This is a genomic window from Nesterenkonia natronophila (genome assembly GCF_003595215.1).
GTDB lineage: Bacteria > Actinomycetota > Actinomycetes > Actinomycetales > Micrococcaceae > Nesterenkonia > Nesterenkonia natronophila.
In genome coordinates, this window is record NZ_QYZP01000002.1 from 525,074 (window position 1) to 537,466 (window position 12,393).

Genomic DNA, 12,393 nt, shown 5'->3' on the forward strand with positions numbered 1-12,393 from the left:
ACTCCCGACGCGCGGCTGATTCGGGTCGCACAGCGCGCAACTGCAGGGTGTCGCCCTGTACAGTCTTCCTCGAAAGGCTCCGGGCTGGCCTTATTCGGGCGCCGATGAGTAAGCGGACAGTGAAGGAAACGGTCGTGGATCTAGCTGAAACGCACAAGTACTTGGTCAAGCACGACATCAAAGGTGGCCTCACTGCCACCCTGCTGGCCAACCGGGCCATGGCCAAGGGTGTGCCCATCTCCGGGGACGCTAAGCGTCGGCTCACCATGAAGGTGGGTAAGCGTCGTGTATGGTTCGACGGCGCTCGTTCCAATCTCAATGACACCCTCGCCCGCCGCTGCACCCGCTACAAAGACGTCACGAGCCGGCTCCTGCTCAACAAGGGAATACGTGCCCCGGAGAACGTCGCATTTGGGGACCATCAGTTGCAGGAAGCATGGAGCTGGGCAGCTCATCAGCTGCCTGTGGTGGTGAAGCCGCCCAATGAGGGGATGGGCGCCTCGGTGCACGTCAACATCACGGAGTTCTCCGACTTCAAGAAAGCCTTCGAGGACGTGGCCTCCCAGTCGGAGTACATCCTCGTAGAGCGATTCGTCGAAGGTGTGGAGCACCGGGTGCTGCTGGTCTACGGCAAAGTCGCTGCCGCAGCCCGTCGCGTACCGGCCAATGTGATCGGAGACGGGGTCTCCACGGTCGCAGAGTTGGTGGAGGAGAAGAATAGGCTGCGCACTGAATCACAGAATCCGGTGCACTACCAGATCCCTATCGATGCCGTGGTGCTCAAGGAGCTGCAGAAACAGCAGCTGAGCCTCGAATCCGTTCCAGGGGAGGGGCAGCAGGTCTGGCTGCGCCCCAACTCCAATGTGCACAGCGGGGGAGACGGCGTGGACGCTACCGATGAGCTGACCGCAGAAGAGATCCGCATGGCAGAATCCGTGGCGAAAGCCATCCCTGGGTTGCGCGTCGCCGGGATCGATATGCTCCTTCCCCGCGAAGGCAATGGCGAGCAGCCGTATGTTCTCGAGGTCAACAGCAGTGCGATGATCACCGGCCATCATTATCCCTGGGTCGGGCAAAGCAGAGATGCGGCAGGCATGTTGTTGGATGCCATGTTCCCCGCAAGTGTTCCGCAGAAACCTACTGCAGCGTTGAAGACGGCACCTCCTCCTGAGAAGACGCCGGATCCCGGGGTCACTTCACAGATGCGCAGAAAACTCAGGGTCATCCGGCGTCGGCTCCGCTGGTGGAAGAACCGTCAGTTGAAGTGACGGTGAGACTGCATCCAGGTGATACCTGCAACATTTAGAGGCCGTGTTCACCTAATTGTGACATTTGAGCGATAGAGTGAGCGCTGTCTACACCTGTACGACGAAGCTGAGTGCAAGTTCGGGGTGCGCGCGGACAATGACGTTCGAGCGAGGGGCCTTAGGCGGTTAGCGGTCCCACCACGTCCGGCATGATTCGCCGTTCAGGGTATACATGAAACGTCTGTCACCCAATGGAGGGAAACACAGTGAACACCGTTGCAATGGAGCCCGGTGAAAAGCTCAGGGGCAATGCGGAGAGTGCCCCTACCACTCACCAGAAACTCATCGACTTCGTCAACGAGATCGCCAAGCTGACCCAGCCGGAGAACATTCACTGGGTAGACGGCTCGGCAGAGGAGCACACCAAGCTCACTGACCACCTCGTGGACGCCGGAACCCTGACTCGCCTGACCAGTCCGGATTTCCCCAATTCCTTCGCAGCCTTCTCCGATCCGGCCGATGTTGCCCGGGTGGAGTCACGGACGTTCATCTGTTCCGAGAAGGAGCGCGACGCCGGTTTCACCAACAACTGGGTGGATCCCCAAGAGATGCGGGAGACCCTCAATGGAGTCTTCCAAGGGGCCATGCAGGGCCGGACCATGTACGTCATTCCCTTCGTGATGGGCCACCTCGAGGCCGATGACCCCAAGTTCGGCGTCGAAATCACCGATTCGGCTTATGTAGTGACGTCCATGCGGATCATGGCGCGCATCGGCACTGATGTGCTGCGCAAGATGGAGGAGCTCGACGCGTTCTTCGTCCCGGCGGTGCACTCGGTGGGCGCCCCGCTCAAGCCCGGCGAGGAAGATGTGCCGTGGCCGTGCAATGAGGACAAGTACATAGTGCACTTCCCCGAATCCCGCGAGATCTGGTCCTTCGGCTCCGGATACGGCGGAAACGCGCTCCTAGGCAAGAAGTGCTACGCGCTGCGCATCGCCTCCGTCATGGCCCGTGATGAAGGGTGGCTGGCGGAGCACATGCTCATCCTGAAGCTCACCAGCCCTGAGCAGAAGAGTTACTACATCTCCGGGGCGTTCCCCTCAGCCTGCGGAAAGACTAACCTGGCGCTGATCGACCCCACCCTGGAGGGGTGGAAGGCCGAGACGCTCGGTGATGACATCAGCTGGATGCGCCCTGGCAAGAACGGCGAGTTCAGGGTGATGAACCCCGAGGCTGGCTACTTCGGTGTGGCTCCTGGCACGGGGTGGCACACCAATGCCAACGCCATGCGCGCCATAGCCAAGGGCAACTCCGTCTTCACCAACTGCGCGCTGACCGATGACGGCGGCGTGTGGTGGGAGGGCATGACCGAGGAGACGCCCGATCATCTGATCGACTGGCAGGGGAATGACTGGACGCCGGACTCGGATCGGCCCGCGGCCCATCCCAATGCCCGGTTCTGCACGCCGATCGATCAGACCGACATGCTGGCACCGGAGTACTTCGAACCCAACGGAGTGAAACTCGATGCCATCCTCTTCGGCGGCCGGCGCAAGACCACTGTGCCGCTGGTGACCGAAGCCCGGGATTGGAACCACGGGATTTTCTTCGGGGCCACGCTCTCGTCCGAGACCACGGCTGCCGCGGAGGGTCAGATCGGCACCGCGCGCCGGGACCCGATGGCCATGCTGCCCTTCATCGGGTATGACGCCGGTGATTACCTCAAACACTGGGTAGAGGTCTCCTCCGCCGCGTCCCCAGAGAAGCTGCCCAAGATCTTCCTGGTCAACTGGTTCCGCCGCAACCGTGACGGCCGTATCGCATGGCCCGGATTCGCAGAGAACACCCGGGTGCTGAAGTGGATCGTAGAGCGCATCGAAGGAACGGGCGATGCGGTGGAAACACCGATTGGCCACACCCCCACCCCGGAGGGACTTGACCTCGCTGGCCTCGACGTCAGTGACGAGGACATCGAGGACGCGCTCAAAGTGGACCCTGCCGAGTGGAACAAGGAGTTGGCCGAAATCGAGACCTGGTTCGATCAGTTCGGTGACTCCCTACCGGAGAGCATCCGCGCCGAGCTGGAGGAGCTGCGTGGGCGGTTGCGCTGACCCCGGGTGCCGCTCAACACTACCGACGGTACTCTTGGAGGCATGACAGAGCAGCAGGTTGTACAAGCCCATGCCACTATCGATGCTTCCGCGGCGCGGATTTTCGAGCTGATCGCGGAGCCCTCGAAGCAGCCCGAGTGGGACGGTAACGACAATGTCGGCAAAGCCGAACCGGGCCAGCGCGTGACCGCTGTGGGGGATGTATTCACCGTGCGGCTGACCAATGGGAAGGTGAGGGACAATCACATCGTCGAGTTCGCTCAGAACCGGCTGATTGCGTGGAAGCCTGCTTCGGAAGGGGAGGCCCCTGCTGGGCACCTGTGGAGGTGGCAGCTGGACGAACGCAGTGACGGAACCACTGAGGTCACCCACACCTATGACTGGACCGACCTGACCGACCAGACGCGAATGGAACGTGCCCGCAGCATCAACGAGTCCTACTTGGCAGCCTCCATCGAGCGGCTCAAAGCAGTAGCCACCCGGGCCTGACCCCCAGATCAGTGCTCGCGGCTCAGTGCCGCCGGATCAGACGCAGCGCCTCATCGCGTACCGACCGCATGGTCTGGGCACTGTGAGCCTCGCCGTTGAACCGCAGAAACGGCTCCGTATTGGACGGGCGCACATTGAACCACCATGTGCCGTCACCGGCACTGACCGTTAGTCCATCCATCCTCGACAGCAGCGCGCCGTCACGGTCGAAGGTCTCTGCCAGCCGCTCCATCGCCCCGGCCTTGTCCTCCACCTCAGAGTTGATCTCTCCTGAGGCGACGTAGGGGTTGTACTCAGCCGCGAGCTCGTGGAGTCCCCGATCCTGCCCACCCAGGGCCGCCAGCACGTGCATGGCGGCAAGCATGCCGGTGTCGGCGTTGAAGAAGTCTCTGAAGTAATAGTGCGCGGAGTGCTCACCTCCGAACACTGCGGACTCCTGAGCCATGACGGCCTTGATGTAGGAGTGCCCCACACGGGTTTCTACAGCGCGCCCTCCCTCACGTTCCACCAACTCCGGGACGGCTCGGGAGGTGATGAGGTTGTGAATGATGGCAGGCTGCTCCTCGCCCGCGGCGCGGGCCCGGCCAATCTCCCGGCGGGCCACCAGCGCGGTGACCGCGGAGGGGGAGACGGGCTCGCCCTGCTCATCGATGACGAAACAGCGGTCAGCGTCACCGTCGAAGGCCAGGCCGATGTCCGCCCCATGGTCGAGCACCGCACGCTGCAGATCACGCAGGTTCTCCGGCTCCAAAGGATTGGCTGGGTGGTTCGGGAACGTGCCGTCGAGCTCAAAGTACAGCGGGATGATCTCCAGCGGCAGCTCTTCCAGGCGCTCGCTGCCGAGCACTGCAGGTGTGGTCATTCCCGCCATCCCATTTCCAGCATCGACCGCCACTTTCAGCGGCCGAATCCCGGAGAGGTCCACCCGCGTGCGGAGGTATCCGGCGTAGTCGGTGAGGAGGTCTGCGGTTTTCAGGCTGCCGGCGGCGTCGTATGGGCGGATCTCACCGGAGTCCAGGTAGGCCTGCGCGGCGGCGCGGATGTCCTCCAACCCGCTCTCTGCACTCAGTGGCACCGCGCCTGCCCGGGACATCTTCATCCCGTTGTAGCCGGCAGGGTTGTGACTGGCGGTAAAGACCACCCCGGGTGCGTTAGCCGTCCCGGAGGCGTAGTAGAGCATATCGGTGGAGATCAGTCCCAGGTCGGTCACGTCAGCACCGCGGAGCATGGCCCCTTCGGCGAAGCTGCGTGCAAACTCGGCTGAGGAGGGTCGCATATCCCCGCCCACCAGCACCCGCTGCCCGGTGAGCTCCAAAACGTCGACGAAAGCGGCGCCGACTGCCCGCACCGACTCAGCGGTGATGGTCTCGCCCACGATCCCGCGGACGTCATAGGCCTTGAATGAATCAGAAAGCTCAATAGTCACGGGCATATCCTACGGCCGGGAGGAGCCCCTCCCGGAGTCAACACCACGGTCCCGGCAGTGAAGTCTGACCAGGTGCCGGCGCAATGCGTACACTGGGTTCTATGGAGATCCTTATGCTCTTAGTCCTCGGGCTGGTGGTTTTCCTGTTCGTGCGGTCCATGATGCAGCGCCAGGCGCAGAAGATGAACAACCGCATTCAACAGGAAATCACCCCTGAGACGGCTCGCCAGGCCGCTTTGGCACTGAACGATGACCAGCACAAAGCTGTGTACCAGGCGATCGCCGCCGAGGACGCCAAGCGAGCCATGATGGTCTTCAAGCAGGCCACCGGCGCCTCAGTCCAGGACTGCGTGATAGCCGTCCAGGCACTGTTCCGCTTTCCGCAGCCAAACTCTTCAGAGATCCGCTTCCAGGAGGGGTTCAACCTCAATAAGGACGACTCCGGCGGTGAAGGCGTCAGTGACGAGTACCTTGAGGACGCTATTGATGAGGTGAGGGACGACGCCGGATCCTCAGGTGCATCTGAGGAGGCTCCCTTGGCTGAGGCTGACCCCAACACCGGCGAGATCGTGGGCGAGAACTCGTCCAACGTTCCCGACATCCCAAGCGGGCAGAAGCCCACCACAGATGGCGACGATGATGAGATCGATGCCCGGGCCCGCGAGCTGATGGAGGCCTCCGGCTTTGACCCGGATCAGGAGCTCACCATCCCTGAGGACTGGGCTGCCGCAGATGAGCAGGCTGGATTCCACCTGGAGGTTCAGCGCGGGGATGAGAAGATCACCCTCTCACACGAGGACCTGGAGCCGTGGGTCCACGATCAGCTTTACGCACTGCTCCGTGATGACCACGTTGACCAGGCGGCGGACTTGCTCGCTGCGAACTCGCCGCTGACCACGGAAGAAGCCCACCGTTTCCTAGTTGTCTTCAAGAATCAGGACTGATGAGTGCTCTTCAGCTGACTGCAGTGATCATGATCGGCCTGACCTTTATGCTGCTGGTCTTCCTGGGTTCCATCATGGCGAACAACCGGAAGAACGCCGCGCGCAGGGCTCAGAGACAGGACCCCCACCAGAACTGATCCGGTTGGCCGCTAGTCCCGGATGCGCTTATTCAGCCTCGTCGTTGAGCGCGGTGAGTAGTTCTCCGACTCGGTGATGGCGCTCCAGAGGATGGCGCAGCGGCAGTTCCGGATGGACCCGGTATCGATTCCGGCGTCCGTCACGCTCTCGATCGAGGTACCCGGCAGCAATGAGTTCTGCCAAAATCCGCTGTGCGGCGCGTTCGGTGATGCCCACCTGGTGAGCTATCTCGCGCACCAGCAGACCGGGGTCCCGGGCCACGCAGATGAGCACGTGGGCATGATTAGTGAGGAACGTCCAGTCAGGCATACTTCAGCATAACTCACATACGACACGCTATGCATGAAACAAATGTCGTGTATTCTATGTCCTTGGTGGGCCCACCCTGCGCCCCCTTGTGAAGAACACTCCTGGAAGGACTCACCGGCGCCATGGATCCCGTCATACTCTTCTTTGTGCTGGGCATCACTGCCGGACTGCTGCGCTCAGAGCTTCGGCTGCCAGCAGCTGTCTACGAATTCGTGACCATCGTGCTGCTCCTAGCCATTGGCCTCAAAGGCGGTATAGAGCTGGCGAAGCAGCCGCTGGGCCAACTTCTGCCACAGATGGTGGCCGTGGTGGTGCTGGGCTTCGTGCTGGCTCTGATCGCCTTCCCCGTATTGCGGAAGCTGGGCCGTCTGCAGCGTGCAGACGCGGCATCAATCGCCGCCCATTACGGTTCTGTCAGCGTCGGCACCTATGCGGTGGCTGTTGCCTACCTGGGCAGCCAGCAGGTCTCCTTCGAAGAGCACATGCCGCTGCTGCTGGTTCTGATGGAGGTGCCAGCCATCATTGTCGGGATCATCCTGGCCAGAGGCGTCTCCCGCTCCACGCGCTGGGGCTCAGTGGTGCACGAGGTCTTCCTCGGCAAAGGCATTGTGCTTCTGCTCGGCGGGCTGCTAATCGGATGGGCAGCCGGGCCGGAGGGGGTGTTGCCGCTCGAACCGCTCTTCATGGACCTCTTCAAGGGCATTCTTGCGCTGTTCCTGCTGGAGATGGGCCTCATCACCGCCGCTCAGCTGACCGGTCTGCGCCGGTACGGGCTGTTCCTGGTGGCCTTCGGCATCGCCATGCCGCTGTTCTCCGCCGTCGTGGGGACCGCCACCGCCTTGATGTTGGGGCTCTCACTCGGTGGAACCGTCATCCTCGCCACACTGGCCGCCAGCGCTTCATATATCGCGGTGCCGGCGGCAATGCGCATCTCTGTGCCGGAGGCCAACCCCACACTGTCCTTGGCAGCCGCCCTCGGAGTCACCTTCCCTTTCAACGTCCTGATCGGCATCCCCATCTATCACGCCATGGCCACCTGGGTCCTCGGCTAATAAAGGAGACATTCCGTGAATTCATACAAGCGAAAACTGCTGACCATTGTTACGGAAGCAGCACTGGAGACCACATTGATCCGGGAGATCGACCGGAGCGGCGCGCACGGCTACACGGTCACAGACGCCCGCGGCAAAGGAGACCACGGAGTGCGGGACGCGGGCTGGCCGGCCAGTGCCAACATCCGAGTGGAGGTAGTCTGCGACGCTGAGACCGCTCAATCCCTGGCGGCGCACCTTCATGACCGTTACTACCAGGACTACGCGATGATCCTCTTCATCGCCGAAGTTGAGGTGTTGCGGCCGACGAAGTTCTGACGCGGCGTAGGGCCCCTGAACCAGCACGCGACCTTCAGGAGAACAGATCCTCCGCCAACAGTGCCAGGTGCATAGTCTGGATGACCTCATCGGTGAGCTCCTGACCAATCAGACGCTCCACCCGGCGAACGCGCGAATAGAGGGTCGGTCTGCTGATCCCAAGCTCAGCGGCCACCTCAGACTTGCTGCGGGTCGGGGAAGCCATGGCTCGCAGCACCTCGCGCAGCTCCTGGGCGTCGGGACCGGTGAGGAATCCCAGCTGCGCCGAGACGAACCAATCGATCGCCTCTCTGTCCTCCACCCGGGCCAGCAGCCCGAGCACTCCCAGATCGGAAGCCCGCCAGAACCCACGTTCAGCAGCGCCGGCGCCCAGGTGCGGGAAATGGTCCGCGCGGGGGAGGATTCTCTCCAGACTGTGCAGCACCTGTTGCGCTGACTCGAGTTCCTTGATTGCGGCCAGGATCGTCGGATTTGGCTCGCCAGTGGCCACGTCAAACGCTGGGACCACTCCTGAACTGCGGACCTTAGCCACCGCGCCCTGGAGTGCCAGACCGAAATCCGCCTCGGGTGTCTGCGCCTGATGGGGTTCCAGAGCGATGATGATCCCAATGTCTTTGGGGGATGACTGTCCCACCAGAACCTTGCTATGGGCGTCTATTGCCACCCTGCGGATGGCTTGCACGGTCAGCTCCTTGGCGCGCGCTCGTTCGGCGGCACTGAGGCGACCAACGGAGCGCAGCCGCAGCACCAGCGACCGGTACTGGGCCGCCCCAGCCACCCCCAGCGGTTGAGCCCGTTGGGACGCTTCCTCTGCGGAATTGAGATGCCCGCCGATGACGTCGCGGATCAGTTGGGTGGAGACCTCGAACAACGGGTCGGCGGAGTCAATGCTCGATTCCTGAGCGATATGCCGGGCCATGAGCAACTGGTGAAAGTCCTCGGTGATATCGACAAAGCGCACCTGCTCAGTGAAAAGCACAATGGGCAAGGGGTCAGCCTCACCTGACCGCCGTTCTGCTGCCACGGCACGCAGAGTTTCACGCAGCCGGGGCCGGTCGGCAAGGACCTCCACAGCCAGCGCTGAGGCTTGCACCTCATCCAGCTCGTCCAAATAGGCTCGCAAGGGAGACATGAGGTCCTCTGCGTCCTCAGTGAACCGCGAAAGTGTGGAGAGTACGAACTCTTTGCCCTGCAGAAGAGCAGCTGGCCGTGGGTCGTCAACGGTATGCACCCAACGGACCGGGGAGGTCAGCTCAGCGTTAGGGGTCAGCAACTCCCAGCGCGACTCCAGAAAGGAGCGGAGCTCTAACACATCAGATACCCGCAACTGGACTGCCGCGGCGCCGTCGTTCATAGGTTTACAGTATGAAAGAAATTGCCAGGAGAAGCGAACAGCTTGTCACTGTGACTGCGCACATAGGTGGTCGATGATGGGGTGATGACGAATACACCGCACCTGATCAATGGCCAAGAGGTCATGCCCGCTGATTCCGCAACCGCTGAGGTGGAGAACCCCGCCACCGGAGAAATTCTGGGAAACGTCCCGCTCGCCTCCTCCGCTGAGGTCGACCAAGCGGTCGGCGCCGCGAAGGCCGCCTTCGCCTCCTGGAGATCTGTGTCCCTGTCCCGCCGGGTTCAGATTCTGTTCCGCTACCGGGAGCTGCTCAACGCTCGGAAGGACGAGCTGGCGGCCATCATTACGCGTGAGCACGGCAAGGTGCATTCCGACGCTCTGGGTGAAGTGACTCGAGGCCTGGAGGTCGTCGAATTCGCCTGCAACGCCCCGCACCTGCTCAAAGGCTCAGCCACGCAGAACGCCTCGACCGGCGTGGATGTCCGCTCCGGCCGTCACCCGCTGGGGCCGGTGGCCGTCATCACTCCGTTCAACTTCCCGGCCATGGTGCCGATGTGGTTCACCCCCTTGGCCGTCGCTACCGGTAACACCGTGGTCATCAAGCCCAGTGAAAAAGACCCCAGCGCCGTGAACTGGCAGGCCGAACTCTGGAAAGAGGCAGGTCTGCCCGACGGTGTGGTCAATGTGCTCCACGGAGGCAAGGACGCGGTCAATGGCCTGCTCAACCACCCCGATATTGAAGCGGTCTCCTTCGTAGGCTCCACACCGGTAGCTCAGCATGTCTATGAGACCGGAACCGCTGCCGGAAAGCGCGTCCAAGCCTTGGGCGGAGCGAAGAACCACATGCTGGTGCTGCCTGATGCCAACCTGGATCAGGCCGCCGACAGCGCTGTCTCGGCAGGCTATGGCTCTGCGGGAGAGCGCTGCATGGCCATATCCGTGGTGGTGGCCGTGGGCAATATCGCTGATGAATTGGTCGAGAAGATCGCAGAGCGGACCCGAGGGCTTACGATGCAGGGCGACAACCCTGACCTAGGTCCACTGATCTCCCGGGACCACCGGGACAAAGTCCGTGGTTACGTAGATGGCGCCGAAGCTGAAGGTGCCAAGCTTGTCGTCGACGGGCGCACATGGTCTGAGGCGGATAAGACCGACGCTGCCTTCTTGGGTCCGACCCTGCTGGATGGTGTGACTTCTGAGATGGCCGCCTACAAGGACGAGATCTTCGGCCCCGTGCTTTCGGTGGTTCGCGCTGAGAACTATGACGAGGCGCTGGAGCTGATCAACAGCAACCAATACGGCAACGGCACTGCCATTTTCACCCGCGACGGTGCGGCCGCCCGGCACTTTGAGATGGAGGTGCAGGTCGGCATGATCGGAGTCAACGTTCCGATTCCGGTTCCCATGGCTTACTACTCCTTCGGGGGTTGGAAGAACTCTTTGTTCGGTGATTCCCACGCTCACGGCGCAGAAGGGGTCAACTTCTACACCCGCGGCAAGGTGGTCACCTCCCGCTGGGGCGACCCCGCCGAAGGTGGGCTGGAACTGGGCTTCCCCCAGAACGACTGAGCACGCCGTCACGGCAAGCACCAACTCTGTATGAAACGAGGCACTATGAGCCAGACGGCTACTGAACAGATCACGGACGGGCGCATCTCCGAGAGCCAAATGGAGGCTGGCCGCCGGGCCTACGAGCTGGACCGCAAGCACGTCTTCCACTCCTGGAGCGCACAGGAACAGATCGATCCCATGACCGTGGTCGATGCCGAAGGCTCGTGGATGTGGGACGGTGAGGGCAAGAAGGTGCTCGATCTCGCTTCCCAGCTGATCTTCACCAACTTGGGCCACAAGCACCCCAAAGTGGTCGAAGCCGTCAAGCAGCAGGCTGAAGAGCTGTGCACCATTGCTCCGCAGCACGCCAACGGCGCCCGCTCTGAGGCCGCCCGGCTGATCACCGACCGGCTGGCCAATGATCTCAACCACGTGTTCTTCACCAATGGCGGGGCAGATGCCAACGAGCACGCTGTACGGATGGCCCGGTTGCACACCGGTCGGCACAAGGTGCTCTCGGCCTACCGGGCTTACCACGGTGGCACACATCTGGCGATCAACCTCACTGGTGACCCCAGGCGGTTTGCCTCAGACAGGGCCAGCGACGGCGTCGTGCACTTCTTCCCGGCCTACACGTACCGGTCCCACTTCGGATCGGAGACCGAGGAGCAGGAGACCGAGCGTGCGCTGAACCACCTGCGCGATGTGATGATGCTCGAGGGCACAGACCAGGTCGCCGCCATCGTCCTAGAGGCGATTCCCGGCACCGCCGGCATCTACGTGCCCCCTCCGGGATATATGGAAGGCGTACGAAAGCTGTGCGACGAGCATGGCATCATCATGATTCTCGATGAGGTCATGGCAGGATTCGGCAGGGCAGGAAAGTGGTTCGCCCACCAGCACTTTGATGTCGAACCGGATATCGTCACCTTCGCCAAGGGTGTGAATTCCGGTTATGTGCCGATGGGTGGGGTGGTGATGGACGACTCGATCTACGCCACCTTCGCCGACCGGGCATACCCCGGCGGGCTGACTTACTCCGGGCACCCCTTGGCTGCGGCAGCCGCAGTTGCCGCCATCGAGGCCATGGAGAGTGAAGGCGTGCTCGAACACGTTCAACGGCTGAGTGAGGAAGTGTTTGGTCCCCGACTGGCCGAGATCAAGGCCAAGCACCCCTCCGTGGGTGACGTTCGGGGGGTTGGAGCGTTCTGGGCGATTGAGCTGGTGCAGGACCGGGACACCAAGGAGCCCATCGCGCCATACGGGCAGACCGCCTCGGTCATGAAGGACATCATGGCAGAGTGCCGGAGCAGGGGCGCTGTGCCGTTCATGAACATGAACCGCCTCCACATCTGCCCACCATTGAACATCACCCGCGAAGACCTGAACTTCGGCCTGGATGTGGTGGACGAGGCCCTGAAGCTTGCAGACGATTTCGTCGACAGGAAGTGAGC

At 62.2% G+C, this 12,393-nt stretch carries 12 protein-coding genes; 9 read left to right on the plus strand and 3 right to left on the minus strand.

What is annotated here, in order from left to right; all coding sequences use genetic code 11:
• Positions 1-104: 104 nt before the first annotated feature.
• The 3 genes from D3250_RS07580 (at position 105) to D3250_RS07590 (ending at position 3,847) form a co-directional block, all read left to right on the plus strand.
• Complete coding sequence (locus tag D3250_RS07580; protein ID WP_158583101.1) at positions 105-1,268, plus strand: ATP-grasp domain-containing protein; 1,164 nt, start codon at positions 105-107, stop codon at positions 1,266-1,268.
• A gap of 260 nt (positions 1,269-1,528) precedes the next feature.
• Positions 1,529-3,358: a phosphoenolpyruvate carboxykinase (GTP) gene (locus D3250_RS07585; RefSeq protein WP_119903043.1), complete on the plus strand. Its 1,830-nt coding sequence runs from the start codon at positions 1,529-1,531 to the stop codon at positions 3,356-3,358.
• A 42-nt stretch (positions 3,359-3,400) separates the two neighbouring features.
• Complete coding sequence (locus tag D3250_RS07590; protein ID WP_119902747.1) at positions 3,401-3,847, plus strand: SRPBCC family protein; 447 nt, start codon at positions 3,401-3,403, stop codon at positions 3,845-3,847.
• A 22-nt stretch (positions 3,848-3,869) separates the two neighbouring features.
• Here D3250_RS07590 and D3250_RS07595 read toward each other — a convergent pair whose 3' ends face one another.
• Complete coding sequence (locus D3250_RS07595; RefSeq protein WP_119902748.1) at positions 3,870-5,279, minus strand: phosphomannomutase/phosphoglucomutase; 1,410 nt, start codon at positions 5,277-5,279, stop codon at positions 3,870-3,872.
• Positions 5,280-5,374: 95 nt separating this feature from the next.
• Here D3250_RS07595 and D3250_RS07600 point away from each other — a divergent pair, with 95 nt between their 5' ends.
• Both D3250_RS07600 and D3250_RS11795 read left to right on the plus strand, forming a co-directional pair.
• On the plus strand, positions 5,375-6,217 hold the full coding sequence (locus D3250_RS07600; RefSeq protein WP_147383504.1) for a hypothetical protein: 843 nt from the start codon (positions 5,375-5,377) through the stop codon (positions 6,215-6,217).
• Entirely contained in the window at positions 6,217-6,354 is a 138-nt protein-coding gene (locus D3250_RS11795; protein WP_158583102.1) for a hypothetical protein, read from the plus strand. The genes D3250_RS07600 and D3250_RS11795 overlap by 1 nt, the downstream gene beginning before the upstream one ends.
• 28 nt (positions 6,355-6,382) lie before the next feature.
• Here the strand turns inward: D3250_RS11795 and D3250_RS07605 are convergent, their stop codons facing one another.
• On the minus strand, positions 6,383-6,664 hold the full coding sequence (locus D3250_RS07605; protein ID WP_119902750.1) for a helix-turn-helix transcriptional regulator: 282 nt from the start codon (positions 6,662-6,664) through the stop codon (positions 6,383-6,385).
• A 122-nt stretch (positions 6,665-6,786) separates the two neighbouring features.
• Here D3250_RS07605 and D3250_RS07610 point away from each other — a divergent pair, with 122 nt between their 5' ends.
• Positions 6,787-7,716, plus strand: a complete 930-nt coding sequence (locus tag D3250_RS07610) for a sodium-dependent bicarbonate transport family permease (RefSeq protein ID WP_119902751.1) — start codon at positions 6,787-6,789, stop codon at positions 7,714-7,716.
• 15 nt (positions 7,717-7,731) lie between these two features.
• A complete protein-coding gene (locus D3250_RS07615; RefSeq protein WP_119902752.1) occupies positions 7,732-8,034 on the plus strand; it encodes a P-II family nitrogen regulator in 303 nt (100 codons plus the stop codon).
• A gap of 34 nt (positions 8,035-8,068) precedes the next feature.
• Here D3250_RS07615 and D3250_RS07620 read toward each other — a convergent pair whose 3' ends face one another.
• Positions 8,069-9,388 carry a PucR family transcriptional regulator gene (locus D3250_RS07620; protein WP_119902753.1) on the minus strand — a complete coding sequence of 440 codons (1,320 nt, stop codon included), beginning with the start codon at positions 9,386-9,388 and terminating at the stop codon, positions 8,069-8,071.
• An 84-nt stretch (positions 9,389-9,472) separates the two neighbouring features.
• Between D3250_RS07620 and D3250_RS07625 the strand changes: the two genes are divergently transcribed.
• Together D3250_RS07625 and D3250_RS07630 are read left to right on the plus strand one after the other, a co-directional pair.
• A complete protein-coding gene (locus D3250_RS07625) occupies positions 9,473-10,957 on the plus strand; it encodes a CoA-acylating methylmalonate-semialdehyde dehydrogenase (RefSeq protein WP_119902754.1) in 1,485 nt (494 codons plus the stop codon).
• Positions 10,958-11,002: 45 nt separating this feature from the next.
• Positions 11,003-12,391 carry an aspartate aminotransferase family protein gene (locus D3250_RS07630; protein ID WP_119902755.1) on the plus strand — a complete coding sequence of 463 codons (1,389 nt, stop codon included), beginning with the start codon at positions 11,003-11,005 and terminating at the stop codon, positions 12,389-12,391.
• The last annotated feature ends 2 nt before the right edge of the window (positions 12,392-12,393 follow it).